Consider the following 25929-nt stretch of genomic DNA (forward strand, 5'->3'; position numbering starts at 1 on the left):
TGACAGCTGATCCGTCTTGGCCGGTAGCGGGGCATAGCGGACATTGGGGAGGACGCTCGCGCATCGGAGGTCTCTCATGGCCACCCCTCCCCAGCAGCTCCCGGTCCCCGGAGAGCGGGCATCCCGGACGATCTCGGCCGGGACCCCGATCGTCGTCGGGCTGGCCGGCGCGGGGACGGATCCGGCCAGGTTCGGCGGGGAGGCGGGGAGGTTCGACATCTCACGCGGCCAGGAGACGCACCTGGGTTCGGCCGCGGGCCGCACTTCTGCCTGGGGGCGCCCCTGGCCAGGCTGGAGGCCCGCATCGCGCTGAGCTCGCTGTTCGGCCGCTTCCCCGAGCTGCGGCTGGCGGCAGGGGAGGACGAGATCGTCTACAACTCGTCGATCATCACCGAGGGACCGGCCGCGTTGCCCGTGGTACCGGGGCCTGCCGAGATCAGTGGATGACGATATCCGGGAGCGGTCGGAGCTGCGCCTGGACGAGCGCCTCCGGCTGCTCGACGACATCCTGACTACCGGTTCTGGACCGCTCTCGCGTACGTGAGCTCGAAGTCGAGGTCCCAGGTCCGGCCGTCCTTCGACATCTCCCACCGGGCGTTCACCGTGTCGCCATCGGCGCTGAACGTGCCGTGGAAGCGCTGGTTGAAGCCCGGCGCGTGCCGCCAGATCCGCCACTCGCCGTCCGACAGCGTCATCCGGTAGACCCGGTGCACGCCGCGCGCGTCGGCGTACAGCATGGTGAACTCTTCCGTGGTGTCGTCGAGCCCGATCAGGGCGACGGTCGGGAACGGCGCGTTGTCCCGCCACGCCTGCGGGGCGGCGGCCGGCAGCGGCTCGGCGTCGGTGAACTGGCGGAGGAACTGGCCGTCGTCCTGCCAGGCGAACTCGCTCCACGCGCGCCCGACGCCGTCCACCTTCGGCTGCACCGTCCACCGGCCGACCAGGACGTCGAGCCGGGCGAGCGCGAGATGTCTGCCATGCATGTCGAAGCCCCTTCCGGCGTTCTCACGAACGAGCCTATCGGCGGCCGCCCGCACGCTAAGTGCCGACTGAATTACTTTTCATCTGGAGCTGGCTCTCGTCAGCGCGAGGCCATATTCTCACGCCTCGTGAAACTTCTCATGACCGCGGCGCTGACGTGCGCCCTCATGGTGCCTTTAGCCGGAACGGCCACCGCCGAGGCCGCCGCATATCCCGTCAAGCACCCCAAGCTCATCGCCAACCCGCTTTATGACGCGGGCCCGCTGCCCACGACGACCTGCACGGAGCCGAAGGTCAAGAAGGGCGACCGCAAGCTGGCCCGCGCCTACATCGACGCGGTCGTCGCCTGCCTGGAAACCACCTGGGAACAGCACCTCACCGGCGCCGGCCTGCCTTACTCCCCCATCAAGGTGCGGCACGTCGCCAAAATCCCCAAGACCTGCGGCTTCAAGCCGGATAAACAGGAGTCGCAGACGTGGTATTGCGCAAAGAACCACACGCTGTTCTTCCAGGTGGGGAAGGGATGGGTCAGTGATCCCGAGGACCTCTGGTTGTTCGAGACGACCGCCTACATGTACGGCTATCACGTTCAGAATTTGACCGGCATGGACGTCGCCTATGACGCCATGCCGTACCGCAACAAGGCCGAGTATTTCGAGCAGGAACGCCGCTACCGGCTCCAGAAGGATTGCCTCGCCGGCGCCTTCCTGAAGAGCGTCTGGCCGATGGAGGGGCGGACCTCGAAGGACTGGGATTACTTCGTGAGTCTGCTCTCAGGCGACGTCCGGGGCGAGGACCGCGACGAAGGCAAGGCGGCCACCAGGCGCGCCTGGTCCAAGCGCGGCTTCGCCACCGGCGACCCCGGCTCGTGCAACACCTGGACGGCCCCGTCGTCCAAGGTCGCTTAGCACGGCGGCAGCGGTGGTCCGCCGGGCCACCGCGGCCGTCTCGATAAGATCGTGCATGTATCCCCCCATCGAGCCGTACGACCACGGCATGCTCGACACCGGCGACGGCAACCTCGTCTACTGGGAGGTCTGCGGCAACCCGGAGGGAAAGCCATCTACAGCGACCGCCCGGCCGAGGCCCTGCACGCGTTGGTCCGCATCTGCGCCCACTACTTCTCCAACGCCGCGTGGCTGGAGGAGGGCGTGCTGCTGCGGGAGGCGGGGCGGCTGGCCGGGATCCCCGGCGTGCTGATCCACGGCCGCCTCGACCTGAGCTGCCCGCTCGACACTGCGTGGGAGCTGGCCAAGGCGTGGCCGGGCGCCAAGCTGGTCGTCGTGGACGACTCCGGGCACACCGGGAGCGAGACGCTCAAGAAGGAGCTCTTCGCGGCCGTCGACGGCTTCGCCGGCCGATGAGCAACCGGTGAGAGGCGGGACCCGCGGCTCGCGATCGTCTGGGGGCGTTAGGACGGCGCCAGTGGTGACCATCGCCTCGCCGTCGGTCGATTCCGTACGGTTGAGCCGCGGGCCCGTGGGGACAGCGCGCGTTCCTGCCCGCTGACCTGCAGTAACCGTAGCCCCGCTGGATGCCCACGCACCACCGGTTTATCTGCCGGCACCCGCGGACGCGGCGTCTCAAAAATGTCTCACTGTGTCTCAATATTAAGGTGGCGGTAGAGGGTGGCGCGGGAGACGCCGAGGGCGCGGGCGATCTCGGCGGCGGTGTGCTCGCCCGACGCGTGCATGCGCCTGGCCCGCTCCACCGCCTCCGGCGTCATCGCCCCCGGCCTGCCGCGGCGACGGGCCTGCTGAGGCTCGGAACGCTCCTCCAGCAGGCGCTCCACCCCGGCCAGCACGGCGGGCCGCAGCATCTCCGTCGGCAGGTCCGCGAATATCACGACGGGGTCGCTGAGCATGGCGAACGCCTGCACCGCGCGGATGCGGTCGCCGTGGTCGGCGAGCGGGCCGGCGATGATGTGCTCGGCCAGATGCGCGGCGTCCCGAAAACGCTCGAAGACCGACCCGTCCGCGGCCAGCGCGAGGTCGCGCATCTGCAGCCGCAGCAGATGGCGGTGCGCCAGCCAGACGTCGAGCAGGCCTTCGATCACCGCCCACCGCTTCTGGTGCTCATCGCCGGCCGGGGCGCGGTTGGCCGCGTCGATCGCGGCCTCCATGTCCGCCAGCAGCGGCTCGGCCAGGGCCGCGACGATCCTGCTCTTGCTGGGGAAGTGGTAGAGGACCGCGGTCTTGGTGAGCCCGAGCCGCTCCGCGATCTCGCGTACCGAGGTGTCGTGATAGCCCTGCGCGGCGAACAGGTCGAGTGCCACCTCGAGGATCCGCGAGCGAGTGTCGTCCGTCACCCCGCCGATTCTAGACCTTGCCTGACCGGTGGTCGGGAGCCTATAGTCTCGTCCTGACCGATGGTCAGGGAGGCAGAACTGATGGCCGAGATTCTGGTGGTAGGGGCGAGCATCGCCGGGCAGACGCTGGCGTACTGGCTGGCCAGGCATGGGATGCGGGCCACGCTGGTCGAGCGGGCGCCGGGGCTGCGCACCGGCGGCAACGGGGTGGACCTGCGGGACCAGGCGACCGAGGTGGCCGAGCAGATGGGGATCATGCCGCGGGTCAGGGCCGCGGCGGCGGACGTGCGCGGCATCAAGTTCGTGGACGCGGCGGACCGGGCCGTGGCGCGGATGAACATGAGCCGGAACGGCGAGATCGAGATCATGCGCGGCGACCTGGTGGCGCTGCTGCACGAGGTGACCGCGCCGGAGGTGGAGTACCTCTTCGGCGACTCCGTCGGGTCGATGGAGGAGGACGCCGGCGGCGTGACGGTGTCGTTCGAGGCAGGCACGACGCGCCGGTTCGACCTGGTCGTCGGGGCCGACGGGCTGCACTCTTCGGTGCGGCGGATGGCCTTCGGGCCCGAGGACGGGTTACTGCGGCACATGGGGCACTATTTCGCCTTCGCGAACGCCGACTCCGCGCTGGGGGAGGACCGGTGGGTGACGATGTACAACCAGCCGGGCAAGATGGCGGGCCTCTACCGGTCGGGGAACCACGCCCAGGCGAAGGCGTACTTCATCTTCAGGTCGGAGCCGCTGGCGTACGACCACCGCGACGTCGAGCAGCAGAGGACGCTGCTGAAGGAGGCGTTCGGGCACGATACATCCTGGCGGGTGAGCGAGCTGCTCGAAGGCGCGCTGGCCGACCCCGACTTCTACTTCGACGCGCTGAGCCAGGCGCGGCTGCCGTCGTGGTCGAAGGGGCGGGTGGCGCTCGTGGGGGACGCCGCCTACTGCGCCTCCCCGGCCTCGGGGGCCGGCGCGGAGCTGGCCGTGGTGGGGGCGTACCGGCTCGCGGAGGAGCTCGCGGGCGCCTCCGACCACCGGGTCGCCTTCCGCAGGTACGAGGAGAGCCACAGGGAGCTGGTCGACCGCAAGCAGCGGATCGGGCCGAACGTTCGCATGATGGTGCCGAAGAACCACCTGGGCATGTGGGCGCGGAACGCGTTCGCCACGTCGATGGGGCTCCTCAGCCGGGGCTCATAGGAGGCGGGCGGCGAGGAGTGCCGCGAAGACCAGCAGCGCCGCCCCGCACGCCGCCTCCAGGAGCCGTACGGCGAGCGGCGGCAGGGCCCTGCGCAGCAGTGCGATGAGCCCCGCGCAGATGAAGCATCGGGACGCGGGAAGGCCGCATCACGCAGCCCCGTCACCCCGAGCCAGGCGAGGAGCAGGCAGCCGGCGACCGTCAGCGGCACGCGCAGGGCCGGAACGGTGAACAGCGCCCCGACCCCGGCCAGCCCGAGCAGCGCCTACACGGCGTCGCCCGCCAGCGACCCGACCTGCACCGCGAACGCGGGCCCGAACCCGCCCCGCACACCTCGCCGCAGCGACTCGCTGAACACCGCACCCGGCGCCGCGTTGAACAGCAACCCGATCCACAGGGCCAGCATGAAGACCTCGGACACGGCGCTCACTGTGACGGCCGGGGGAGCTCACCGGACGCTCCCCGGCCACGTGGCGCTGACTTCATGCCGGTCAGATTAGGTCATACGGGAGGTACGAGGGCGAAGTAGCGGTCGAGCCTGCCCTTGTCGCCGCGCACGTCGAGACCGTCGGCCGGGATGCGATGCCAGAGGAACAGCATCAGGTCCGACGCGCTCCCGGCCACCTCGACGTCGAACGCGCCGCCGGCGGCCTCCGAAGAGATCTCGGAGAAGAGCCGTACGTCAGGGCCGTCGAAGTGGACCGCCCAGTCGCCCTCGCCGTCCGTGCGCCGGAAGCGGAACCGCTCGCCCGCTCCGGCGGGCGCCCGCGTCCACTCCCGCCGCGCGGGCGCCATGACCTCGAACGTCTGCGTGACGGCGTCGGCCGCCACGTCCTCGGGGATCGGGCGCGGGACGCCGTCGGCGTTCTCGGCGTCCCAGCGGTGTACGGCGGCCTCGATGGTCTGCATCCGCACCCAGAACCCGACGGTCTGCTCCTTCGACCACGTCCACGCGGGATCGCCGGCCGGGCGCGAGTCGAAGAGGGACCCCAGCCTGGCCGCCCCCTCCTCGAACCAGTCGAGCACCTCGTCCGGGATCGGCTCGAGGTTGGGCGCGTGCTCCGGGTCGGGCCACCCTGTGAGGTCCGGCGGCAGCCCGGCGAAGGAGAGGTCGGAGGCGTCCGGCGGCCCGTCGAGCCGGTCCTCGATGATGCTGAACACGCCCCGGTGCACGGCGCCCAGGTGGATCACCAGATCGGCGACCGACCAGCCGGGACAGGACGGCACGGCCGGCGCGGCTCCGGTCCTGGCCGCCTGCCGGACGGCGTCCTGGAATGCCCGGACCTCGCGGTGGAAGCGTGACGCGGGTTCCATGGCACTCACTCTGCCTCAGCCGGATGGTCCTGCTCCACCGACTTCGCGGATGACGGACGCCCGACGACGTGGGCGACGGCGGTGGCCAGGGCGGCGGCCACCAGCAGGGCGCTCACCCACAGGGGCGAGCGCAGCCCGAGGCCGGCCCCGATGGTCACGCCGCCCAGCCACGGGCCGAGCGTCGCGCCCACGTTGAGCGCGGCCGTGGCGAACCCGCCGGCCAGCGTGGGAGCGCCGGTGGCCGCGTACATGACCTGGGAGATCAGCGTGGACCCCACGGCGAACGACAGCGTCCCCTGGACGAACACGAGCGCGATCGCCGGCACGGGCGCCCCGGCCGTCATCGCGAAGAGGACCCACCCGGCGGCCAGCGCCGTCCCGCCGCCCACCAGGAGCCGGACCGGCCGCGTGTCGGCGACCCGCCCGCTGATGGTCACCCCCGCGAACGACCCCAGCCCGAAAAGGGCCAGCATCAGCGGCATCCAGGTGGACCCGATCCCCGTCTCGCCGGTGAGCAGCGGCGCGAGGTACGTGAACGTGCAGAACGTGGCGCCGTTCACCAGTCCGCCCAGCGCGAGGAGCACCAGCAGCCGTGGCCGCCGCAGCGCCCGCAACTCGCCACGCGCTCCCGTGGCCGCGGAATCGGGGGTGCCGGAGGGCACGGAGCGGAGCACGGCGACGAGGGCCGGGACCAGCGCGGCGGCCACCGCCCAGAACGCCGAGCGCCACCCCCACACCTCGCCCAGCAGCGCGCCGCCCGGCACGCCCGCGACGCAGGCGATCGTGACGCCGCCGAGCAGGACGGAGGTGGCGCGCGCCTTGGCGTTCGGGGGCGCGAGCGCGACGGCGGTCGCCATGGCAACCGCCAGGAACCCGGCGTTGGCCAGCGCCGCGACGAACCGCGTGCCGAGCAGCACGCCGTAGCTGGTGGTGACCGCGCCCACCACGTGCGCGGCCAGGAATGTGACCAGGAAGCCCAGCAGGGCGGCCCGCCGGGACCAGCGCAGGCTGAGCACCGCCATGAGTGGCGCGCCCACCACCATCCCGACGGCGAAGGCCGAGGTCAGCAGCCCCGCGTCGGGGATGGACACATGCAGGTCCCGCGCGATGCCCGGCACGAGGCCGGACAGCATGAACTCGGACGTCCCTTGGGCGAAGACCGCCAGTCCGAGCAGGTAAACAGCGAATGGCATGAGAGAACTCCGCGACCGCATCGAAGATCGATTGGGAAGCGGGCAGGCCGGGAGACGGTCCTGCCCCGTAGAGGAACCGGCCGCATCACGATGATCCGCACGGCTCGCGGAGAGCCCGGCGTCAACGCGAAACAGCCACCGGATGACCGGTGGCTAGCGTCTTGACGCCTCGGGGCTGGACATGCCCGCGAACGTAGCAAGCTTCCTGGGACGTACGCAACCGACTTTGGCTGCGCCACGTTGTCGCCTTCCAGTCACCTGGCAAGAAAGTCGCCACCTCTGCTACGCCGGCGCCGGCCAGGCAGTGGGTCTTGAAATATACCGGCCAGCCGGTACAGTAACGGGCGTGCCAAGAGCCAGTTCCAAGGAACGTCTGCTCGACGCCGCGGCCGAGGTGCTGCTCTCCGAGGGGGCCGAGTCGCTCACCCTGGAGGCCGTCGCCAAGAGGGCCGGGGTTTCCAAAGGCGGGCTGTTTTATCACTTCCCCACCAAGCAGGCGCTGGTCGGGGCGATGGTCGAGCGGCTGACCGACGCGTTCGACGCCGCCCTGGCCCAGGCGGGCAGCCGCCCCGGCGACTTCCTGCGGGCCTACGTCGAGGCCACGATCCCCGAGCGCCACACCGCCTCGGCCCCGGCCGACCGGGTCACCGTCGGGCTGCTGGCCGGGGTGCTGGTCGATCCGGCCGGGCTGGAGCCGCTGCGCGAGAGGTTCGCGGCCTGGCAGGCCCGGCTGGCGGACGACGGCATCGACCCGGCCGTCGCGACGGCCGTGCGCCTGGCCGTGGACGGCTGGTGGGCCGCCCGGCTGTTCGGGCTCGGCGAGCCCGGCCCCGGCCTGCACGAGCGGACCCGCCGGCATCTCATGGAGATGATCGACCGTGCTGCCCGTGACTAAGCGGTTGATGCTGGTCACCGACCTGGGCTTCGTGGCCTACTTCACCATCACCGGGCTCGGGCTCATCCCGCCCGAGTGGGCGTTCGCGGACTACGCCAACCCGCTGATGGCCGACTGGAACTGGTCGTTCCTCTGGATCGACCTGCTGGCCAGCACGACCGGTCTGGCCGGCCTCTGGGTCTTCAGGAGCGACCAGCTCATGCTGGTGTCGCTGGTGCTCACCATGGCGTCGGGGCTGATGGCGATCGCCTTCTGGACCCTGCGCGGCGACTACTCCCTGGTCTGGTGGGCCCCGAACCTCTACCTGATGCTCTTCCCCGTCCCGGCGATCGTCCGTCTCATCTCCCGGGAAAGAAGTCCGCACTCTGGACGTACTCCATCGCCTTCGTGAACACCGGGTCGCCCATGCGGCCCTCCATCTCCTCCGGTGAGACCTGCTCGACGCGGGACTGGATCCACCACAGGTTGCCGAACGGGTCGCGTACCCGTCCGACCCGGTCGCCCCAGAAAAGGTGCGTGACCTCGGTCACCGACGTCCCGCCCGCCTCGACGGCGCGGCGGTGGGTGGCGTCGGCGTCAGGGACGTACAGGCGCAGGAAGGCCGGGGTGGGCGGCCAATGGGAGGCCCCGTCGAACATCATCACCACCGCGTCCCCGATCCGCACCTCCGCGTGCCCGATGCGGCCCTCGTCGTCCAGCACCCTGGCCAGCTCGACGGCGTCGAACGCCTTCTGGAGGTAGTCGATGAGCCCGGCGGTGTCCTGGCCGATGATCCACGGCGTGACGGTGGTGTAGCCCTCAGGAATGTTCATGCCTGGAGGCTATGTACGAAGTAGGTCAGATCCTGTCCCACATCTCCATTTACGCTGAGATCCATGACCGAGTCCCGCCTGCTGGCCCTGCTGTCGCTGCTCCAGACCTCGCGCGAGTGGCCGGGCAGCGGGCTGGCCGAGCGGCTGGAGGTCAGCCGCCGTACGGTGCGGCGCGACGTCGAGCGCCTGCGCGACCTCGGCTACCCGGTCGAGGCCACCATGGGCGCGGCCGGGGGATACCGGCTGGTCGCGGGCGCGGCCATGCCGCCGCTGCTGCTGGACGACGAGGAGGCGGTGGCCATCGCGGTCGGCCTGTCCACCGCCGCCAGGAACCCGGTCCAGGGCATCGAGGAGGCGTCGGTACGCGCCCTGGCCAAGCTGGAGCAGGTGCTGCCGTCCCGCCTGCGCTACCGGGTCAGGTCACTGGGCGGCGCCACCGTCCCGCTGCCCGCGGAGGACGGGACGCAGGTCGATCCCGGGCGGCTCACCACGCTGGCGGCGGCCGTGGCGAACCGGGAGCGGGTGCGGTTCGGGTACCGGGCCAACGACGGCACGATCAGCGAGCGGCTGGTCGACCCGCATCGCCTGGTCGCGACCGGACGGCGCTGGTACCTGCTCGGGCACGACCGTGACCGCGACGACTGGCGGATCTTCCGCATCGACCGCATCGGCGATCCGCGGGCTACCGGCGCCAGGATCACGCCGCGCGAGCCGCCCGCCGGCGACGCCGCCGCGTACGTCGCCGAGCAGCTCTACTCGCTCGCCCCCACGTACGAGGCCGTCGTCACGCTGCACGCCCGCCCCTCGGAGCCGATCAGGGCCTTGGGCGAGGTCACCCCGGCCGAAGGGGAACGCTGCCGATTGCGCATGCGCGGTGACACCCTGGACTGGCTCGCCTTCCACCTGCTGGCGCTGGGCTGCGAGTTCGAGGTGCACGAGCCGCCCGAGCTCGCCGCGCACCTGCACGCGCTGGCCGCCCGCCTCACCCGCGCCGCAGGAACTCCAGCACCAGAGGGCTCGCGATCTCCCTGAACTCCTCGAAGTACGCGTGCCGCGCCCCCTCGATCATCCGCAGCTCCGCCCCCGGGATGCGCCCGGCCAGCAGCGGGGCGTTGGCCGCCGGGTTGAACACGTCGTCGGTGCCGTGCACGACCAGGGTGGGCGCGGCGATGGAGGGCAGCGCGTCCCAGCTGTCGTGCCCGGCGCTGGCCGACAGGTGGAGGCGGCGGGCGTACGCGGGCATGGCCGGATCGCCGGTCGTGTGGTGCGGGCCCGGATGGGTGGCCAGCCAGGCAGGCGTGTACATGAGCTCCAGCAGCGCGCGCTCGGCGGCCGCGCGGTCCGGCTGGGCCAGCGACCTGCGTACGTCGTTGTCCCGCTCGATCCCGTGGGCGCCGCCCGGCGAGCTGCAGCCGAGCACCAGCGAGCCGACACGCTCCGGATGGTCGGCCGCCAGCCACTGGGCCACCCGTCCGCCCATCGACGTCCCGTACACGTGCGCCCGCTCCACCCCCAGCGCGTCGAGCACGGCCAGCACGTCGGCGGCGAAGCCACGCGTGGTGTACGGCTCTTCGGGCTTGTCGCTCTCGCCCGTTCCGCGGTAGTCGAAGGTGATGGTGCGGAAAGACTCCTCGAAGTCGGCGCGTACGGGGTCCCACCACCGGTGGTTGTTGGCCTGTCCTTGCAGGAGCACCAGGGGTTGCCCGCCGCCGCGGACCTGGTAGGACAGCTTGACGCCGTCCACGGCTGTCGCAAAAGGCATGCTTGGCATCGTAGAGGTGTCCGGTGAACGGGCTTGGCTCCGACGTACCTGGTGAGAGGCACACGAGAGAGGACTCATCACCATGAAGTACATGATCCTGTCCTACGGTTCCCAGCAGGACTACGACGCCATGGCCGGCAAGGACACCGGCCGATCCGGTTGGTCGGGGGAGGCTGTGGCGGACATGCACCAGTTCATGGAGGCGTTCAACAAGGAACTGGAGGAGTCGGGAGAGCTGGTGGAGACGCGCGCGCTCGCCGCTCCGGTGCACACCCGCAGGCTCGGCTCGCGCGGCGGCGAGGCGTTCGTGACAGACGGCCCGTACGCCGAGACCCAGGAGGTGCTGGCCGGCTACTGGATCGTGGAGTGCGAGAGCTTCGACCGGGCCACCGCGATCGCCGCCCGCCTGGGGCAGTGCCCCTACCCCGGCGACCCCGGCGACACCATGTATGCCGACATCCGGCCCATCATGGACTCCAGCGCGGACCTGGGGTTCTGATCGACGGCGTCGAGGTGGAGGACCTGCTGCGCGAGCTGGCGCCGCAGGTCCTCGGCGCGGTTGTCCGGCGTTTCGGGCATTTCGCCGCTGCCGAGGACGCCACGCAGGAAGCGCTGCTGGCGGCCGCCGTGCAGTGGCCGGGGGAGGGCGTACCGGACAACCCGCGGGCCTGGCTGATCACGGTGGCCGCACGCCGCCTGACCGACCTGCTCCGGAGCGAGCAGGCGCGCCGTCGCCGTGAGGACGCCGTGGCGGCGTGGACGCTGCCTGACGAATGGCTGGCCCCGGCCGCCGACCAGCCGGTCTCCGGCGCGGACGACACGCTCGTCCTGCTGTTCATGTGCTGCCACCCGTCGCTGTCGCCGTCCTCGCAGATCGCGCTCACCCTGCGCGCGGTGGGCGGCCTGACCACCGCTGAGATCGCCCGCGCGTTCCTGGTGCCCGAGGGCACCATGACGCGCCGCATCACCCGGGCCAAGCAGCGCGTCAAGGACAGCGGCCTGCCCTTCCGCCTGCCCAGGGCCGAGGAGCGCGCGGAACGGCTCGGCGCGGTGCTGCACGTGCTGTACCTGATCTTCAACGAGGGGTACGCCAGCACGTCGGGGCCCGACCTGCAGCGCGCGGAGCTGGCGGCGGAGGCGATCAGGCTGGCCCGCATGGTGCACCGGCTGCTGCCCGGCGATCCCGAGGTGGCGGGCCTGCTCGCGCTCATGCTCCTCACCGACGCGCGGCGACCGGCGCGCACGGGCCCCGACGGCGCGCTGATCCCGATGGCCGAGCAGGACCGCGGCCTCTGGGACGCCGACGCCGTCAAGGAGGGCGTCGAACTCGTCACCGGCGCGCTCAAGCGGGGCTCGCCCGGCCCGTACCAGCTCCAGGCGGCCATCGCGGCGGTGCACGACGAGGCGCCGAGCGCGGAGGAGACCGATTGGCCCCAGATCGTGGCGCTGTACGAGCTGCTGATGCGCATCTCCGACAACCCCATGGTGGCGCTCAACCATGCCGTCGCCGTGGCCATGGCCCGTGGCCCCCTCGCGGGGCTCCACCTGCTGGAACGGCTCCAGGAATCCCTCATGGGCGACCACCGGCTGCACGCGGTGCGCGGGCACCTGCTGGAGATGGCCGGCGACCACGCGGCCGCCCGCGACTCCTACGAGGAGGCCGCCAGGCGTACGACGAGCTTCCCGCAGCAGCGCTACCTGCACGGCAAGGCCGCGAGGCTCTCAGCCGAACAGGACGCGCCGCAGGCCGAGCCCCATCCGCCGCGGCCTACGGCGTAGCGGGCCGTCAGCGGCTCTGTGTCTTGGACTCGACGTACCACTCACGGCCGAGCAGCCGGCCGAACACGGGCGCGGGGAGCCGTACGAGAGCCCTCATGACGGGGGCCATCCGGCCGTTCCCCGCCACTTGGGAGCGGTGGGCGGCCAGGGCCCGCCGCTTCTGCCCGGCATAGCGGCGCACGTCGATCCGGTGGGTGATGGCCGCGCTCGGGCTGTACGCGTTCGCCAGCGCCCGGTCGTCGTAGCGGAACGGGATGCGGAGCAGGCGGACCAGGCGCACCATGCGGACGACGACGTCACGCGGGATCGTCGCCTCCAGCACCCTGGGCACTCCGGCCAGCTCGGCGGCCCGCCTGCCCACCTCGTGCACCTTGACGTGGTCGCGGTGGCCGTAGCCGCCGTTGGGGTCGTAGCTGAGCAGCAGGTCCACTTTCTCCTCGCGCAGGATCTCGGCGAGCCTGGCCGCAGCCTCCTCCGTGCCGGCGCGCACGAACCGCATCCGGTCCGGCGGGTCCGGGTACAGCTCCTTGCCGTGGCCGCTGTCGGCGTAGCCCAGGTGCACGACGCGTGACACGCCCAGCTCGGCGGCGGCGGCTCGCAGCTCCTCCATGCGGGCCGTGCCGTCTTCCGCCACGGACTTCATGACGCCGTCCGTCGCGACCACGATGATCGCGCGGTGGCCCTCGGCCGCGGCGCGGGCCAGCGTGCCGCCGGTCAGGAACACCTCGTCATCCGGATGCGCGTGGAACGCCAGGACTGTCGCCATGGGCGATCACCTTAGCCGACTTTGAAGTCGTTGACGGAGTGAGTACTCACTCCGTACTCTCGAAGGCATGATGACCAACCCGACAGGCCGGCGTCGTGCGCCGGCGATGAGCCCGGAGCAGCGCCGCGAGATGATCGTCAGGGCTGCCCTTCCGTTGGTGGTGGAGTACGGCACCTCGGTGACCACCGCCCAGGTCGCCCGCGCGGCGGGCATCGGCGAGGGCACGATCTTCCGTGCCTTCGGCGACAAGGACGCGCTGCTGGCCGCGTGCATGGCGGAGGCGGTGCGCCCCGACGACACGCTCGCGCATGTGGCGGCGATCTCGCTGGACCTGCCGCTGGAGGAGCGGCTGGTCGAGGCGTCGGAGGCGCTGTGCGGCTACCTGGCCAGGATGGGCGCCGTCGCGGGCGCCATGGCCGCCTCCGGAGGGCTCCGCCGCGACCCCCGCCTCCTGGGCGGCAGGCTCTCCGGCGAGGAACGCGCCCCCACGAACGACACACGCGGCGCCGCCACGGACGCACGCGACGCGGCCACGGACGCACGTCGCTCCGGTGGCCGCGCGCCTTCCGCCGTGCACTCGGCTGAGGGCGAGGCCGCCGAAGGGCGTGCCGCCGGATCCGAAGGCGCGCGCACCGGCGCCGGGGAGTCCGGCGGGGGAGAGGGGCGGAGGTTCTCCGGGCGGGAGGAGTCGATGGCGGCGACCCGCGAGGCGCTGGTCCCGCTGTTCGAGCCCGAGCGCGACCGTCTCAGGCTCTCCCCCGAGCGCCTGGCCAGGGCGTTCGGGCTCCTGGTCATGGCGGTCGGCCGGGGGCCGTCCCCGCTCACCTCGGCCGAGCTGGTGGACCTCTTCCTGCACGGCGCGCTGGAGGGCGGCGAGACCGGGTGATGGACGTCTACGAGGACCTCGCCCCAGGCCACCGCACGGCGGTCACCTACGCCCTGCTCGGCTGCGCCTTCCTGGGCATGCTGGACGGCACCGTGGTCGGCACCGCCCTGCCGCGCATCGTCGAGCAGGTGGGCGGGACCGGCTCCTGGTACGTGTGGCTGGTCACCGCCTACCTGCTCACCTCCTCGGTCAGCGTCCCCATCTACGGCCGTTTCTCGGACTTATACGGCCGCCGCCGACTCCTCCTCGCCGGTGTGGCGATCTTCCTGGCCGGCTCGCTGGCCTGCGGCCTGGCGGGCTCGATGCCGTTCCTGATCGTCAGCCGGGCGTTCCAGGGCCTCGGCGCGGGCGCCCTGCTCACGCTGGGCATGGCCGTGATCCGCGACCTGTACCCGCCTTCCCGTACGGAGGGCATGATCCGGATGCAGACCCTGATGGCCGCCATGATGATCGTCGGCATGGTGGGCGGCCCGCTGGTCGGCGGCCTGCTGACCGATCACGCGAGCTGGCGCTGGGCGTTCCTGGTCAATCTGCCCCTCGGCGCGGTCGCCGCCGCCGTGATCGCCGTGCTGCTCCCCGAGCGTCGCCCGCCCGGCGCCGCGCCCGGCAGGTTCGACGCGGCCGGGATCGCCCTCCTCGTCACCGGCCTCTCCCTGGTCCTGGTCGGGCTCAGCATCAAGGGCAACACGACGCGAGGCTGGGCCGATCCCGCCGTGCTCGGCACCCTCCTCGCCGGTCTCGCCCTGCTCGCCGCGCTCGTGGCCGTCGAGCGCCGGGCCGCCACGCCGGTGCTCCCGCTCCATCTGCTGCGCCGCCGCACGTACGTGGCCCTGCTCGCCGGAGGGTTCTTCTTCCAGCTCGCGGCCCTGCCCATGGGCCTGCTGCTGCCGCTCTACCTTCAGCACGTACGCGGCCACTCGGCCACCGTGTCAGGCCTCCTCCTGCTCCCGCTCCTGATCGGGATGACCGTGGGCAACCGGATGACGGCCGTGCTCGTCCTCCGCTCGGGACACACCAGGCCGGCGCTGCTGACCGGGGCCGCGCTGCTCACCGCCGGCACGGCCGCGTTCTTCGCCCTCGGGCCCGCGACCTCCCCTGTCCTGACCGGCACCTGGCTCCTGCTCGCCGGCCTCGGCACCGGCCCCGCCATGGGCGGCCTCTCGATCGCCACCCAGAACAGCGTCCCCCGCGCCGACATGGGCACGGCCACCGCCGGATCGGCGCTCACCAAGCAGCTCGGGGGCCTGTTCGGCCTGGCCTGCGTGCAATCCCTGCTGGCCGGTCCCAGGATCACCGCCGCAGGGGTGGGCTCCATCGTCGGCGGGATCGGCGGCGTGGCGGGGCTGCTGGCGTTCGCCGCCGTCTACCTCGCCCGGGACGTCGCCGCCGCGAACCCTGCCGGGGTGCCCACACGATCCGGCTGAATTCGTGTCGCGTCGGGGAATGTTCTGCGGGCAGGTGTGGTTACATAGATCGTGGCCGGTGTGTCCAGTGTCCCCGGGCCTCACCTATTGCCTTCGCGGACTACCGTTCGGCTGGAGCCGCGTTGTGCCTTTCGCCGAGAGGCGACCTGCACACCGGTACTCACGCGTTGAGCGCCCGTCCCCCTCGGGGGGCGGGCGCTCAGTGTTTCGCGTAGTAGGGGTCCGTGACGCCCCCAGGAGAGGCCACCGCCTCCATGTCCAGTCCGGTCAGCTTGGCGCCCGCCTGGTAGGCGCTCTCCAGGAACTCCAGCACGCCCGCGACCGGATTGCCCATCGCGCGGACGTCGTCGTAGCGCAGGACCGCCAGGTGGCCGCCGTGTGCCGGCAGCCACTCGGCCGCGCTGGGCCGCAGCGGCTCGCGCTCCAGGCCCGCGGGCTCGGGCGCGGTGTAGGAGTAGAACGCGGGCCACGGCCGCTCTTTGTCGCCGAACCAGAAGCCCGAACTGATGACCTCCCGGCTGTACGCCTCCCGGGTCACGGGGTCGGTGTCCGGCGAGACCCGCCCCACCCGCCCGGTGAACCGCGTGACCGCGATGTCGAACGTGTGCCAGTAGTGGTTCACCGGCGAGATCTTCCCGGCGAAGCCCGCGGCGAACCGGTCGAGCAGCTGCACCACCTGCGACAGGATCCGCCAGTAGCGGTTGATCAGCACCGGGTCGTACTGGGCGTGCCGGGTGTCCTGGTCGAACGGTGTGTCGTCGCCGAGGTCGAACGGCACCGCCCAGATCTCCGGCCGGATCCCCAGCCCTGCCAGCGTCTCGAAGAGCCGCTCGTAGAACGACGCCACCGACCGCCCGATCAGGCTGAACTCGGCGCTGCGCCCGTCGAGCACGTCCACCACCAGCCGATGGCGTACGAGGTCGAAGTCGATGCTGAACAGCGGCTGCTCGCCCAGCCCGCCCATCGGCCGCGTGGTGAGCCCGCGCCCGGTCGGGTGGAAGGGCACGTGCCACCAGTGGTTGCGACGGTTGCTCGACGTCAGCCGGATCTTCCCCACGATCTGCGCGAACCTGTGGAAGGTCTCCTTGGCCTCGGCCCATTCGGCCAGCGGCATGGCCGGGAACAGCTCCATGCCCTCAATGGTAACTACTTGTTGTAATCGGACAGTTCCCAGGGGTCATGGGCGGAGAAGACGGCGACCCCGTGGTCGTGCGCGAGCGAGCGCAGGCGCTCCTGGCTCGACACCCGGCGCTCCGGATCGACCTGGGCGCTGACCTGCACGAGGTCCATCAGCGGGTGCGGCTGGGGCTGCCGGTCCAGCTCGCCGTGGTAGAAGTAGGCGTCCCCGGCGTGCAGCAGCCAGCGGCCGCCGTCGTCGACCGCCACCCCCGCGTGCCCGCGCGTGTGCCCCTCCAGCGGCACGAGCAGGATGTTCTCGGACAGCCCTTCCAGCGGCCGCACGCCGTCCACGCCCAGCCACCGGGTGCCCGTGCCCGGATAGGTCACCCATTTCGGCGAGTGCGCCCAGTGGCCCGGACGGTAGCGGCGGTTGGGGGCCTGGTCGATGGCGTCCTCCAGTTCGGCCTCCATGACGTGCACCTGGGCATCGGGGAAGTCGGGCAGGCCGCCGCTGTGGTCCACGTCCAGGTGGGTCAGCACGATGTGCCGCACGTCGCGCGGGTCGTGCCCGAGCGCCGCGACCTGCCGTACGGCCGTCTCGGCGGGGGAGAGCAGCGGCTGGACGAGCTCCGTCCACTCGCGCTCCAGCATCTCGTCGGGCTCGGCCACGTCGTCGAGGCCCAGCCCGGCCTCGACCAGGACGAGCCCGGAGGCGGGCGTCTCGATCAGCAGCGCGTGGCACACGGCGGGCGCCGCCGGCCGGCCGTCGAGGGACTCGATCTCGCGCATGGACCCGAGGTTCAGGTGGTGAATTCGCATGCGACTAGGCTGCTACTTGAAGCGCGGTTCAAGTCAAGGAGCCAGGTCGTGGGCGACACGTTGATCGACATAGGTGATGTGGCCAGGCAGAGCGGGCTGGCCCCGTCGGCGCTGCGGTTCTATGAGCGCAAGGGGCTCATCCAGGCGGAGGGACGCAACGGCCTGCGCCGCGCCTACCGCCCGGAGACGCTGGAGCGCCTGGCGCTGATCACGTGCGCCCGTGACGCGGGGTTCACGCTGTCGGAGATCGCCGAGTTCCTGCGGGCCAGGCCGTCCGACGCCAGGCTGCGCGAGCGCATGGCCGCCAAGGAGCGCGAGGTCTCCGAGCGGGTCGCGCAGCTCACCCGGCTGCGTGACAGCCTGCGTCACGCGGTGAGCTGCGATCACGACCCGCTCATCGAGTGTCCCGAGTTCAAGCAGGCAGTGAGCCGGGTGTCAGCCTGAGCTGACGTACTTTCTCGGCCGCAGGGCGTGGGCGCGAAGAGCCGCCAGGGCCGCCAGCTGGCCCGGGCGGTCCATCCGTACCGCCAGATCGTCGCTGAACGCCAGCCCCAGGGCGGTGAGCTGCGAGATGAGGTCGGCCACCGGCGCGGCCACGTCCTCCACGCTCGTGGTGGGATGCCAGCCCTCGCCGCCGATCACCTCCGCCACCCGCTCGCGCAGCGCGGTGGGCGACATCAGCGTGCCGTCGGCGAGCAGCATCAGCGCGGCCTCGCGCGCCGACACCTCGAACTCGTGCTCGCCGCGCGCCAGCAGCAGCCTGGTCACCGCCGACCACATCGCCGAGCGGGACTTGAGCAGCCGCCTGCCGTAGTCGGTGATGGCCAGCCTGGCGCCGTCGCGGCTGATCGCGCCCAGCTCGCGCTCGGCCAGATCGCGCAGCCTGAGCGCCTCGGGCGAGGGCGCCAGCCGCAGCGGCAGGCTCCCCTCCGAGGCGGCCAGCGAGAGCAGCCGGTGCAGGGCCGGCAGGGGTTGCGGGGTCACGGGCGCGTGCAGGCGCACCTCGAACGGCTGGGCCAGCTCCCGCCTGGCCGGGCCCCGCCCCAGCACCCAGCGGTTGAGCCGCTCGCCGTGCACCCGGTTGAGCCAGCTGTCGCCGCCCAGCTCGGCGCGGGGCTCGGTGAGCCAGCGCCGGGTCAGCGCGGTGCGGTCGACGCTCTCGCCGGAAAGGATCGCCAGCTCGAGGGCGGCGGAGCAGGCGAGGTGCGCGCCCAGCTCCTCTGGCCCCATGATCATGCTCCACTGCAGTTCGGGGACGTCGGGCGGGAGCACGCCCGTGGCGTCGAGCGCCTGCTGGTAGGCGCTGGTGCCCGCGTCCTCGCCCTCGCGGGCGTACGTGCGCAGAATGTGGACAGTCGTAGGTGACACGCACAGAGCGGCGTAACGCTCCAAACCACCGAGCTGGAGCAGCTGCCCGAGGGAACGTGCCAAGCGCTCGTGGTCGCCGCCCACCTTGAGCGGCAACGTGTACCAGAGGAACTCGCAGACATCGAGCTGGGTCACCGCTTCCAGCGGCTCCCCGCCCGTAAGCCATTCGACGGCGGTCCTGGCCTCCTCGGCCAGCTCCGGCTGCGAGCGCTCCAACTCGGCGAGCAGGGCGGCGACATCCGGTGCACTCATGCCCCGAAGTTTGCCGTATCGACCCCTGGCCTGACGATGACCGAAACCGGTGCGTATTGGGTCTTGCACTGCTACTACCCTATGAACCCACTAATGTACGGACGGTAACTCGGTCATATCCACCGTTTTTCAAACAACATACGTGCCTTCCACTCGGTGTACGGAATGAGCTCGGCGGACAGGATCGGGTGCAGCCACCAGAAGTTGATCAGCGCGAGCAGCGCGAAGGCGCCGACGGCGGCGGCTCCGATGGTACGCCGCATCGGCATGGCGCCCGTGGCCGTCGGCGTCGACGTCCCTATCAGCAGCCCGGCGCACAACGTGATGGCCAGCACCATGAACGGCACCATCGGGATGGCGTAGAACAGGAACATCGTGCGGTTGTCGGCGATCGCGAAGTAGATCCACGGCACCAGGCCCATCGCGTACGCCAGCAGCACGGCCCCCGCCCGCCAGTCGCGCGAGGAGACGTACCAGCCGATCAGGGTCACCAGCGCGGCCACCGCCCCGAACCAGATCACCGGCGTGCCCACGCCCAGCACCGCCTCGGAGCAGTCCTTGACGCCGCAGGTGTTCTGCTTGCCCTCGTAGAAGAAGGCCACGGGACGCAGCAGCAGCGGCCACTGCCAGGGCTCGGACATGTACGGGTGGGAGGACTCCAGCCCGCTGTGGAACGTGTAGACCTGCCACTGGTACTTGATCCACGACCGCATCGAGTCGAAGATGAAGAACCCCGGCCCCGACGAGGTCGCCTGGACCCAGTTGCGCCCGTAGCCGGTCGCGTTGACGAACCAGCCCGTCCAGGTCGCCATGTACGTGACGAACGGCACCACCGCGAACGCCAGGACCCCCTGCGGCAGGTCCTTGTTGAACGCGCCCACGTAGGGATGCCGCAGCCCCACGGCCCGTCGCGCGCCGAAGTCCCACAGTAGCGACATGATCGCGAACGCCACCGCGAACGCCAGCCCCGACCACTTGACCGACATCGAGAAGGCCAGGCAGACCCCGGCCGCGATGCGCCACCACCGGATGCCCAGCGACGGCCCGTGCTGCGAGATCGGCGAGGTCTCGTACCAGGTCACGAGCCGCTCTCTGGCCTGGTCGCGATCGACCACCAGGCAGGCGAACGCGGCCAGCACCCAGAACATCAGGAAGATGTCCAGCAGCGCCGTGCGCGACAGCACGTAGTGCAGGCCGTCAAGGGCCAGCAGCAGGCCGGCGAAGCAGCCGAGCAGCGTCGAACGCGTCATCCTGCGGGCCACCCTGGCCAGGACGAGGATCGACAGCGACCCGATCAGCGCCGCGACGAAGCGCCAGCCGAACGGGTTGAGCCCGAACATCCACTCGCCCAGGCCGATCATCCACTTGCCCAGCGGCGGGTGCACGACGTAGGAGGCGCACTTGTCGAGGGTCTCGGGGGTGCACGACTGCCAGATGTGGGTGTTGCCGGCGATGATCGCCTTGTCGGCGTCCTTGATCGTGGTCCGCTCGACACCCCAGGTGATCAGCGAGAACGCGTCTTTCATGTAGTACGTCTCGTCGAAGACCACGGACCCGGGATGGCTCAGGTTCATGAAGCGCAGGACGGCGCCGAAGAGGGTGACCAGCAAGGGACCCACCCAGCCCCACAGGACGCTGCCGCGCATGGGAGGCACGAGCCGATCCCGTACGGACCGCGTCTGGGGAAGGCTTTCGCCGACCTCCGAGTTCTCGTAGGCCTGGTACGGGGAATCGGTCACCGCCATTCGGACATCGTACGGGCCCCAACGCGATAGCAATTGCAGAAACACGCTGAATTCGGATGCCCTGTCACAATGGTCAGGTGACTGTAGACGGCAAATTGGTGCTGGCAGGAGCTCCCATCGGCCAGGCGGGCGACGTCTCGCCCCGGCTGCGGGAGGCGCTCCAGAGCGCCGACGTGGTGGCCGCCGAGGACACCAGGCGCCTGCGCAGGCTCGCGGCCGACCTGGGCGTGGAGATCGCCGGACGGGTGGTGTCCTACTACGACCAGAACGAGGCGGGCAGGGCCCGTGAGCTCCTCGAGAGCCTCAAGGAGGGCCGCACGGTCGTGGTCATCACCGACGCCGGCATGCCGGGCGTCTCCGACCCCGGCTACCGGCTGACGCGCCTCGCGGTCGACGAGGGCATCACGGTCACCGCGCTGCCGGGGCCGAGCGCGGTCACCACCGCGCTGGCCGTGTCAGGGCTGGCCAGCGACCGGTTCTGCTTCGAGGGCTTCCCGCCGCGCAAGCCGGGCGACCGGGCCCGCCGCCTGTCCGCCCTGGCGGGCGAGGAGCGCACGATGGTCTTCTTCGAGGCGCCGCACCGGCTGGCGAGCTCCCTGGAGGCCATGGCCGAGGCGTTCGGCCCCGACCGGCAGGCCGCCGTGTGCCGCGAGCTGACCAAGACGTACGAGGAGGTGCGCCGGGGCGGGCTCGGCGAACTGGCCGAGTGGGCCGCCAAGGGCGTCAAGGGCGAGATCACCGTCGTGGTCGCCGGACACGTGGCGGGCGAGGACGAGCCGGACCTCGACGAGCTGGTCGCCGAGGTGGACCGCAGGGTCGCCGAGGGCACGCAACGCAAGATCGCCGTCGCCGAGGTGGCCAAGCAGGCGGGGATCCCCAAACGAGAGCTGTACGACCTGGTTCACAGGAGATCTCTTACGCCATAGGGTGCGCATGGTGAGGAACTGGGGGGTTTCCGCGCAGCGCCTGGTCCCGCCGATGCAGGGGACCACTCTGGTGGGCTGGGCCGGGCCGCTCCTGGTCGCGCTCTTCGGCGGCCTCCTGCGCTTCATCAGGCTCGGCGAGCCCAACGCGGTCGTCTTCGACGAGACGTTCTACGCCAAGGACGCGTACTCGCTGCTCAGGTACGGTGTCGAGCGGACCATGCTCGGCGACTCCAAGAATCCGGTCGCCGACCAGCGCCTCATCGCCGGCAACCTGGACATCTTCAAGCACTGCCCGCAGCCGGACGACTGCGCCTCGTTCGTGGCGCATCCGCCGCTGGGCAAGTGGATGATCGCCGTGGGGGAGTGGCTGTTCGGGATGAACCCGTTCGGCTGGCGCTTCGCCGCCGCCCTGGTCGGCACGCTCTCCATCCTGATCATGGCCAGGGTGGCGCGCAGGATGACGCGTTCGACGCTGCTGGGGTGCCTGGGCGGGCTGCTGCTCTCGCTCGACGGGCTCCACCTGGTGCTGTCGCGTACGGCGGTGCTGGACATCTTCCTGATGTTCTGGGTGCTGGCCGGGTTCGCCTGCCTGGTGGCCGACCGCGACTGGGCGCGGAAACGGCTGGCCGACCTGCAGGAGAGCGGGGCGGTCACCCGGCTGGGGCTCAGGCCGTGGCGGCTGGCCGCCGGGTTCTGCCTGGGGGCCGCGTGCGCGGTGAAGTGGTCGGGGATCTTCTTCCTCATCGCGTTCGCGATCATGAGCCTGATGTGGGACGCGGGGGCCAGGCGGGCGCTCGGCCTGCGCGGGCCGTACCGGGGGACACTCTCGTACGACCTGCCGGGCGCGGTCGCCGCGATGGCGGTCGTGCCGGTGGTGACGTACCTGGTGTCGTGGACCGGCTGGTTCGCCAGTGCGGGCGGCTGGGGGCGCAACTGGGGCCAGGCCACCTCGTCCGGGCCGGTGTTCTTCGTGACCGACTCGTTGCGGTCATGGGCGCAGTACCACCTGGACGTGCTCGGCTACCACAGCAACCTGCACGAATACCACCCGTACATGTCGGAGCCCTGGACGTGGCCGCTGCTGATCCGGCCGGTCTCCTTCTACTATCCGCCGGACGTGCCGCCGTCGGCGTGCGGGGCCGCCGCGTGCTCACAGGCCGTGGACGGCGTCGGCACCCCGGCCCTGTGGTACGCCGCCCTGCTGGCGCTCGTCGGCCTCGTCGCCTGGTACGTGGCCACGCGCGACTGGCGGGCCGGGGCGACGCTGCTGGGATACGCGGCCGGCTGGCTGCCGTGGTTCTACTACGCCATCGCCGACAACCGGACGATGTACCTGTTCTACATGATCCCCGTCGTGCCGTTCATGGTGCTGGCGCTCGTGCTGATGGCGGGGCTGGCGCTGGGCAGGCAGGACGCCCCCGCTCCCCGGCGGGCGGTCGGGGCGGCGACGGTGGGGGCGTTCGCGCTCATCGTGCTGGTCAACTTCTGGTGGCTCTATCCGGTGCTGACCGCCGAGACGATCACACACGCAGAGTGGTGGTCTCGGATGCTGATGTCCTCCTGGGTGACCACCGCACCCAAGTGACGCCCTTGCGCAGTGTGATCGCCGCCGCGACGCACGCCAGGGGGACGGCAGGAAGCACGTACCGGTAGTCGAACTCCGCCGTCGCCGCCGGGGCGAGCAGCAGCCCGACCGAGCCCAGCCACGGCAGCACCACCGGGCCGCCGAACTTCCGCCACCTGACCACGACGCCGTACAGGCCGATCAGCAGGATCCCGCCGAGCATGATGCCGCGCAGGTAGAACACCTTCTGGTAGCCGCTCATGATCTCGGCCCACGGGGACACGATCCGCGTCTCCGGCGGGCCCTGCTCGTAGCTGAACGCGTCGGTGTCGGTCCTGCCGCCCTGGTACGAGGGCCACTTCGGCAGCCGCTTGGGCTGGCCGTTCTCGTCGGGGTCGTAGTAGGGCTTGAACTGGTACATGTTGTACGTCGACTCGTCCGGGAAGCGCGGCCGCGACCAGTGGAACGAGCGGAAGAAGTCACGGGCGACCACCTTCAGGTAGTCGCCGGGCTGCGACAGGATCGCCCGGGTGGCGAACGCGCTGGCGGCGTCGTTGGTGATCTCGGTGAACTTCTTGTTGGCGCCCCACCGGTGCAGCACCTCGCCCGTGCCCGTGCCGTCGCCGTTGCCCTGACCCCACAGGTACCACTGCGCGTAGTCCTTGCGCTGGTTGACCGGGTCGTTGATGCACAGCAGCAGGAGCTGGACCTCCTTGTACTTGTCGATGTGCATCTTGTTGCAGTCGGCGAAGATGGCCGTGCGCATGTAGAGGATGAGGCCGTCGCTGTTGGTCATCGCGAGCTTCCCGTACGCGGAGGCGAACCAGCCCATGTAAGCGATCACCGGGATCATGGAGGCCGTGATGACGGCGGTGATCGGGCGCCAGCCGGTCCGCTTGACCAGCAGGTAGAGCACCACCAGCGCCAGGATCGGCAGGCCGATCGAGCGTGTCAGCCACGTCAGCGCCAGCAGCAGGCCGACCACCGCGCCCGCCTGCCACGACAGCCGCCGCTTCCACAGCACCAGCGTGATCACGCCCACCACGAGCAGCGTGAACATGGTGTCGGACATCACCATCTGCTCGAGCTGGATCTGGTACGCGTCGAACAGCATCGGCGCCGCCGCCAGCGTGGCGCCCCACTTCGGCAGCCTGAACTTGATCCGCAGCAGCGCGTAGATCAGGCAGGCCGTGGCCAGGCCCATCAGGTGCTGGGTGAAGATCGCCAGTGCGAAGCTGTGGAACGGCTTGAGCAGCAGCAGCCAGAAGCTGTAGCCGTCGGGCCTGATCGGGTGCGGCCTCGGGTGCAGCGCCACCGAGACGTACTCGTACGAGTCGTTGAACCACATGGCCGGGCCGTAGCCGAGCATGGTGATGAGCCGCAGCACGGCGCCTACGCCGAAAGCCGCGGCGAACACCCGATGCCGGCGCACCATGGACAGCGCGCGAGCTGCCCGGCCAGGGGCGGAGTGGTCCACAGGGGTAATCTCCGCGACGCTCACCATGGTGTAAAGAATGCCAGTCGTTTTTGGGTCTTGACCCGAACACCATGGGGCAGAGGGCATGATGGTTCACTGGAACAGCCTTAACTGAAGGGTAGACACGTGGAACTGACGGTGGTCATGCCCTGCCTCAATGAGGCGGAGACCGTGGAAGTCTGTGTACGCAAGGCACTGGCGTGCATGGCGGAGCACGGCATCGAGGGCGAAGTGCTGATCGCCGACAACGGCAGCACGGACGGCTCGCAACAGCTCGCCCGCGACGCCGGCGCCCGCGTGGTCCACGTCGACGAGAAGGGCTACGGCAACGCCCTCATGGGCGGGATCAGGGCGGCGCGCGGCAAATACGTCATCATGGGCGACGCCGACGACTCCTATGACTTCACCTCGCTGCTGCCGTTCGTCGAGCAACTACGCGACGGCGCCGACCTGGTGATGGGAAACCGCTTCAAGGGCGGCATCTCCCCCGGTGCCATGCCGCCGCTCCACCGCTACCTCGGCAACCCGGTGCTGTCGTTCATCGGCCGGCTGTTCTTCCCGTCGGCGATCGGCGACTTCCACTGCGGGCTGCGCGGCTTCCGGCGCGACTCGATCCTGCGGCTGCAGCTGCAGACGGGCGGCATGGAGTTCGCCTCCGAGATGGTGGTGCGCTCCACGCTCTCCGGGCTGGACGTGCGCGAGGTCCCCACGACGCTCTCGCCCGACGGCCGCTCCCGCCCGCCGCACCTGCGCTCCTGGCGCGACGGCTGGCGCCACCTGCGCTTCCTGCTCCTCTACAGCCCGAAGTGGCTGTTCTTCTACCCCGGCGTCCTCATGATGCTCCTCGGCCTCGCCGCCGGGACGGCTCTGACGTTCGGGCCGGTGGAGATCGGCGAGCTGGCCTTCGACGTCGACACCCTGGTCGGGTCGTCCGCTCTGGTGGTGATCGGCTTCCAGGCGGCGCTGTTCGCGGTGTTCACCAAGGTGTACGCGGCCGAGGAGGGCTTCCTGCCGGAGTCGCCGCGCATCCGCAAGCTGATCGACGTGGTGAGCCTGGAGAAGGGGCTCGTGGTCGGCGGCCTGCTGGCGCTCGCCGGTCTGGTCGGCCTGGTGATGTCGCTGGTCCACTGGCAGGTGCGCAGCTTCGGTGAGCTGGACCCGCGGGAGTCGCTGCGCATCGTGGTGCCCTCCGCCACGGCGCTGATCATGAGCTTCCAGACGATCTTCGCCTCGCTCTTCGTCAGCATCCTGGGCATCCGGCGCACCCGGGAGAGCTCCATCGACGTCGCAGCCAAGGCCGCCGAGGAGGCCGCGGAAGCGGTCTCCCTGGAGGACTCCAAGCGCTGATCC

Annotated in this window: 29 protein-coding genes and 1 pseudogene; 16 read left to right on the forward strand and 14 right to left on the reverse strand. The window is 70.8% G+C overall.

The genetic code is table 11. The features are described from left to right. The first annotated feature begins 76 nt into the window (after nt 1-76). Together AB0J64_RS28640 and AB0J64_RS28645 are read left to right on the forward strand one after the other, a co-directional pair. Nucleotides 77-313: a hypothetical protein gene (locus AB0J64_RS28640; RefSeq protein WP_364033187.1), complete on the forward strand. Its 237-nt coding sequence runs from the start codon at nt 77-79 to the stop codon at nt 311-313. Then, on the forward strand, nt 283-447 hold the full coding sequence (locus AB0J64_RS28645; RefSeq protein WP_364033301.1) for a hypothetical protein: 165 nt from the start codon (nt 283-285) through the stop codon (nt 445-447). The genes AB0J64_RS28640 and AB0J64_RS28645 overlap by 31 nt, the downstream gene beginning before the upstream one ends. Before the next feature lie 65 nt (nt 448-512). Here the strand turns inward: AB0J64_RS28645 and AB0J64_RS28650 are convergent, their stop codons facing one another. Next, entirely contained in the window at nt 513-983 is a 471-nt protein-coding gene (locus AB0J64_RS28650) for a hypothetical protein (RefSeq protein ID WP_364033190.1), read from the reverse strand. Nucleotides 984-1121: 138 nt separating this feature from the next. On the opposite strand from AB0J64_RS28650, the gene AB0J64_RS28655 reads away from it, so the two are divergent. Both AB0J64_RS28655 and AB0J64_RS28660 read left to right on the forward strand, forming a co-directional pair. After that, the gene (locus AB0J64_RS28655; protein WP_364033192.1) at nt 1122-1889 is read left to right on the forward strand and encodes a neutral zinc metallopeptidase; all 768 of its coding nucleotides are present in this window, start codon (nt 1122-1124) and stop codon (nt 1887-1889) included. Between the two features lie 189 nt (nt 1890-2078). Beyond that, entirely contained in the window at nt 2079-2345 is a 267-nt protein-coding gene (locus tag AB0J64_RS28660; RefSeq protein ID WP_364033195.1) for an alpha/beta hydrolase, read from the forward strand. A 230-nt stretch (nt 2346-2575) separates the two neighbouring features. On the opposite strand, the gene AB0J64_RS28665 is transcribed toward AB0J64_RS28660, so the two are convergent. After that, nucleotides 2576-3289 (reverse strand): TetR family transcriptional regulator, encoded by a 714-nt coding sequence (locus AB0J64_RS28665; protein ID WP_364033198.1) that lies wholly within the window; start codon nt 3287-3289, stop codon nt 2576-2578. A gap of 81 nt (nt 3290-3370) precedes the next feature. On the opposite strand from AB0J64_RS28665, the gene AB0J64_RS28670 reads away from it, so the two are divergent. Further along, on the forward strand, nt 3371-4480 hold the full coding sequence (locus tag AB0J64_RS28670; protein WP_364033201.1) for an FAD-dependent monooxygenase: 1110 nt from the start codon (nt 3371-3373) through the stop codon (nt 4478-4480). 143 nt (nt 4481-4623) lie between these two features. On the opposite strand, the pseudogene AB0J64_RS28675 reads toward AB0J64_RS28670, so the two are convergent. The 4 genes and pseudogenes from AB0J64_RS28675 to AB0J64_RS28690 form a co-directional block, all read right to left on the reverse strand. Beyond that, nucleotides 4624-4740, reverse strand: a pseudogene (locus AB0J64_RS28675) (LysE family transporter); the annotation flags it as partial. Nucleotides 4741-4743: 3 nt separating this feature from the next. Further along, nucleotides 4744-4899, reverse strand: a complete 156-nt coding sequence (locus AB0J64_RS28680) for a hypothetical protein (protein WP_364033204.1) — start codon at nt 4897-4899, stop codon at nt 4744-4746. A gap of 80 nt (nt 4900-4979) precedes the next feature. After that, nucleotides 4980-5792, reverse strand: a complete 813-nt coding sequence (locus tag AB0J64_RS28685) for a maleylpyruvate isomerase family mycothiol-dependent enzyme (protein ID WP_364033207.1) — start codon at nt 5790-5792, stop codon at nt 4980-4982. A gap of 5 nt (nt 5793-5797) precedes the next feature. Then, on the reverse strand, nt 5798-6985 hold the full coding sequence (locus AB0J64_RS28690; protein WP_364033210.1) for a Cmx/CmrA family chloramphenicol efflux MFS transporter: 1188 nt from the start codon (nt 6983-6985) through the stop codon (nt 5798-5800). Between the two features lie 346 nt (nt 6986-7331). On the opposite strand from AB0J64_RS28690, the gene AB0J64_RS28695 reads away from it, so the two are divergent. Together AB0J64_RS28695 and AB0J64_RS28700 are read left to right on the forward strand one after the other, a co-directional pair. Beyond that, nucleotides 7332-7880: a TetR/AcrR family transcriptional regulator gene (locus AB0J64_RS28695; protein WP_364033213.1), complete on the forward strand. Its 549-nt coding sequence runs from the start codon at nt 7332-7334 to the stop codon at nt 7878-7880. Then, nucleotides 7873-8271 (forward strand): DUF5360 family protein, encoded by a 399-nt coding sequence (locus AB0J64_RS28700; protein ID WP_364033216.1) that lies wholly within the window; start codon nt 7873-7875, stop codon nt 8269-8271. Before AB0J64_RS28695 ends, AB0J64_RS28700 begins: the two co-directional genes overlap by 8 nt. Here the strand turns inward: AB0J64_RS28700 and AB0J64_RS28705 are convergent. Further along, on the reverse strand, nt 8219-8692 hold the full coding sequence (locus AB0J64_RS28705; RefSeq protein WP_364033219.1) for a VOC family protein: 474 nt from the start codon (nt 8690-8692) through the stop codon (nt 8219-8221). The genes AB0J64_RS28700 and AB0J64_RS28705 overlap by 53 nt on opposite strands. A gap of 63 nt (nt 8693-8755) precedes the next feature. Between AB0J64_RS28705 and AB0J64_RS28710 the strand changes: the two genes are divergently transcribed. Beyond that, a complete protein-coding gene (locus AB0J64_RS28710; protein WP_364033222.1) occupies nt 8756-9724 on the forward strand; it encodes a YafY family protein in 969 nt (322 codons plus the stop codon). On the opposite strand, the gene AB0J64_RS28715 is transcribed toward AB0J64_RS28710, so the two are convergent. Further along, entirely contained in the window at nt 9675-10454 is a 780-nt protein-coding gene (locus tag AB0J64_RS28715; RefSeq protein WP_364033225.1) for an alpha/beta fold hydrolase, read from the reverse strand. The two genes, AB0J64_RS28710 and AB0J64_RS28715, sit on opposite strands and share 50 nt — an antisense overlap. An 82-nt stretch (nt 10455-10536) precedes the next feature. Here AB0J64_RS28715 and AB0J64_RS28720 point away from each other — a divergent pair, with 82 nt between their 5' ends. Together AB0J64_RS28720 and AB0J64_RS28725 are read left to right on the forward strand one after the other, a co-directional pair. Then, a complete protein-coding gene (locus tag AB0J64_RS28720) occupies nt 10537-10953 on the forward strand; it encodes a YciI family protein (RefSeq protein WP_364033228.1) in 417 nt (138 codons plus the stop codon). 14 nt (nt 10954-10967) lie between these two features. After that, complete coding sequence (locus tag AB0J64_RS28725; RefSeq protein ID WP_364033231.1) at nt 10968-12233, forward strand: sigma-70 family RNA polymerase sigma factor; 1266 nt, start codon at nt 10968-10970, stop codon at nt 12231-12233. Nucleotides 12234-12240: 7 nt separating this feature from the next. Here the strand turns inward: AB0J64_RS28725 and AB0J64_RS28730 are convergent, their stop codons facing one another. Next, nucleotides 12241-12999: a PIG-L family deacetylase gene (locus AB0J64_RS28730; RefSeq protein ID WP_364033234.1), complete on the reverse strand. Its 759-nt coding sequence runs from the start codon at nt 12997-12999 to the stop codon at nt 12241-12243. 67 nt (nt 13000-13066) lie between these two features. Here AB0J64_RS28730 and AB0J64_RS28735 point away from each other — a divergent pair, with 67 nt between their 5' ends. Beyond that, on the forward strand, nt 13067-13885 hold the full coding sequence (locus tag AB0J64_RS28735) for a TetR/AcrR family transcriptional regulator (RefSeq protein ID WP_364033237.1): 819 nt from the start codon (nt 13067-13069) through the stop codon (nt 13883-13885). Further along, complete coding sequence (locus tag AB0J64_RS28740) at nt 13885-15309, forward strand: MFS transporter (protein WP_364033240.1); 1425 nt, start codon at nt 13885-13887, stop codon at nt 15307-15309. Before AB0J64_RS28735 ends, AB0J64_RS28740 begins: the two co-directional genes overlap by 1 nt. A 199-nt stretch (nt 15310-15508) precedes the next feature. Here AB0J64_RS28740 and AB0J64_RS28745 read toward each other — a convergent pair whose 3' ends face one another. Both AB0J64_RS28745 and AB0J64_RS28750 read right to left on the reverse strand, forming a co-directional pair. After that, complete coding sequence (locus tag AB0J64_RS28745; protein ID WP_364033243.1) at nt 15509-16441, reverse strand: DUF5996 family protein; 933 nt, start codon at nt 16439-16441, stop codon at nt 15509-15511. Nucleotides 16442-16455: 14 nt separating this feature from the next. Beyond that, a complete protein-coding gene (locus tag AB0J64_RS28750; RefSeq protein WP_364033246.1) occupies nt 16456-17247 on the reverse strand; it encodes an MBL fold metallo-hydrolase in 792 nt (263 codons plus the stop codon). A gap of 48 nt (nt 17248-17295) precedes the next feature. Between AB0J64_RS28750 and AB0J64_RS28755 the strand changes: the two genes are divergently transcribed. Further along, on the forward strand, nt 17296-17691 hold the full coding sequence (locus AB0J64_RS28755; protein ID WP_364033249.1) for a MerR family transcriptional regulator: 396 nt from the start codon (nt 17296-17298) through the stop codon (nt 17689-17691). On the opposite strand, the gene AB0J64_RS28760 is transcribed toward AB0J64_RS28755, so the two are convergent. Then, nucleotides 17683-18867 carry a hypothetical protein gene (locus AB0J64_RS28760; protein ID WP_364033252.1) on the reverse strand — a complete coding sequence of 395 codons (1185 nt, stop codon included), beginning with the start codon at nt 18865-18867 and terminating at the stop codon, nt 17683-17685. The two genes, AB0J64_RS28755 and AB0J64_RS28760, sit on opposite strands and share 9 nt — an antisense overlap. Before the next feature lie 113 nt (nt 18868-18980). Continuing rightward, the gene (locus AB0J64_RS28765) at nt 18981-20612 is read right to left on the reverse strand and encodes a phospholipid carrier-dependent glycosyltransferase (protein WP_364033255.1); all 1632 of its coding nucleotides are present in this window, start codon (nt 20610-20612) and stop codon (nt 18981-18983) included. Between the two features lie 77 nt (nt 20613-20689). Between AB0J64_RS28765 and rsmI the strand changes: the two genes are divergently transcribed. Together rsmI and AB0J64_RS28775 are read left to right on the forward strand one after the other, a co-directional pair. Continuing rightward, nucleotides 20690-21538 carry a 16S rRNA (cytidine(1402)-2'-O)-methyltransferase gene (gene rsmI / locus AB0J64_RS28770; RefSeq protein ID WP_345002134.1) on the forward strand — a complete coding sequence of 283 codons (849 nt, stop codon included), beginning with the start codon at nt 20690-20692 and terminating at the stop codon, nt 21536-21538. 7 nt (nt 21539-21545) lie between these two features. After that, nucleotides 21546-23123, forward strand: a complete 1578-nt coding sequence (locus AB0J64_RS28775; RefSeq protein WP_364033259.1) for a phospholipid carrier-dependent glycosyltransferase — start codon at nt 21546-21548, stop codon at nt 23121-23123. Here the strand turns inward: AB0J64_RS28775 and AB0J64_RS28780 are convergent. Next, nucleotides 23059-24606 carry a hypothetical protein gene (locus tag AB0J64_RS28780; protein WP_364033262.1) on the reverse strand — a complete coding sequence of 516 codons (1548 nt, stop codon included), beginning with the start codon at nt 24604-24606 and terminating at the stop codon, nt 23059-23061. The genes AB0J64_RS28775 and AB0J64_RS28780 overlap by 65 nt on opposite strands. A 99-nt stretch (nt 24607-24705) precedes the next feature. Between AB0J64_RS28780 and AB0J64_RS28785 the strand changes: the two genes are divergently transcribed. Next, nucleotides 24706-25926, forward strand: coding sequence for a glycosyltransferase family 2 protein (locus AB0J64_RS28785; protein ID WP_364033265.1), 1221 nt, complete (start codon nt 24706-24708; stop codon nt 25924-25926). The last annotated feature ends 3 nt before the right edge of the window (nt 25927-25929 follow it).

Source organism: Nonomuraea sp. NPDC049695, from assembly GCF_040674955.1.
GTDB lineage: Bacteria > Actinomycetota > Actinomycetes > Streptosporangiales > Streptosporangiaceae > Nonomuraea > Nonomuraea helvata.

Excerpts from the sequence above, each read along its gene's own strand:
- AB0J64_RS28740 (WP_364033240.1), top strand. The coding sequence starts at position 13,885 with ATGGACGTCTACGAGGACCTCGCCCCAGGCCACCGCACGGCGGTCACC.
- AB0J64_RS28670 (WP_364033201.1), top strand. The coding sequence starts at position 3,371 with ATGGCCGAGATTCTGGTGGTAGGGGCGAGCATCGCCGGGCAGACGCTG.
- AB0J64_RS28750 (WP_364033246.1), bottom strand. The coding sequence starts at position 17,247 with ATGCGAATTCACCACCTGAACCTCGGGTCCATGCGCGAGATCGAGTCC.
- AB0J64_RS28685 (WP_364033207.1), bottom strand. The coding sequence starts at position 5,792 with ATGGAACCCGCGTCACGCTTCCACCGCGAGGTCCGGGCATTCCAGGAC.
- AB0J64_RS28655 (WP_364033192.1), top strand. The coding sequence starts at position 1,122 with ATGACCGCGGCGCTGACGTGCGCCCTCATGGTGCCTTTAGCCGGAACG.
- AB0J64_RS28705 (WP_364033219.1), bottom strand. The coding sequence starts at position 8,692 with ATGAACATTCCTGAGGGCTACACCACCGTCACGCCGTGGATCATCGGC.
- AB0J64_RS28745 (WP_364033243.1), bottom strand. The coding sequence starts at position 16,441 with ATGGAGCTGTTCCCGGCCATGCCGCTGGCCGAATGGGCCGAGGCCAAG.
- AB0J64_RS28640 (WP_364033187.1), top strand. The coding sequence starts at position 77 with ATGGCCACCCCTCCCCAGCAGCTCCCGGTCCCCGGAGAGCGGGCATCC.
- AB0J64_RS28735 (WP_364033237.1), top strand. The coding sequence starts at position 13,067 with ATGATGACCAACCCGACAGGCCGGCGTCGTGCGCCGGCGATGAGCCCG.
- AB0J64_RS28690 (WP_364033210.1), bottom strand. The coding sequence starts at position 6,985 with ATGCCATTCGCTGTTTACCTGCTCGGACTGGCGGTCTTCGCCCAAGGG.
- AB0J64_RS28720 (WP_364033228.1), top strand. The coding sequence starts at position 10,537 with ATGAAGTACATGATCCTGTCCTACGGTTCCCAGCAGGACTACGACGCC.
- AB0J64_RS28715 (WP_364033225.1), bottom strand. The coding sequence starts at position 10,454 with ATGCCTTTTGCGACAGCCGTGGACGGCGTCAAGCTGTCCTACCAGGTC.
- AB0J64_RS28775 (WP_364033259.1), top strand. The coding sequence starts at position 21,546 with ATGGTGAGGAACTGGGGGGTTTCCGCGCAGCGCCTGGTCCCGCCGATG.
- AB0J64_RS28760 (WP_364033252.1), bottom strand. The coding sequence starts at position 18,867 with ATGAGTGCACCGGATGTCGCCGCCCTGCTCGCCGAGTTGGAGCGCTCG.
- AB0J64_RS28730 (WP_364033234.1), bottom strand. The coding sequence starts at position 12,999 with ATGGCGACAGTCCTGGCGTTCCACGCGCATCCGGATGACGAGGTGTTC.
- AB0J64_RS28650 (WP_364033190.1), bottom strand. The coding sequence starts at position 983 with ATGCATGGCAGACATCTCGCGCTCGCCCGGCTCGACGTCCTGGTCGGC.
- AB0J64_RS28765 (WP_364033255.1), bottom strand. The coding sequence starts at position 20,612 with ATGGCGGTGACCGATTCCCCGTACCAGGCCTACGAGAACTCGGAGGTC.
- AB0J64_RS28780 (WP_364033262.1), bottom strand. The coding sequence starts at position 24,606 with ATGGTGAGCGTCGCGGAGATTACCCCTGTGGACCACTCCGCCCCTGGC.
- AB0J64_RS28710 (WP_364033222.1), top strand. The coding sequence starts at position 8,756 with ATGACCGAGTCCCGCCTGCTGGCCCTGCTGTCGCTGCTCCAGACCTCG.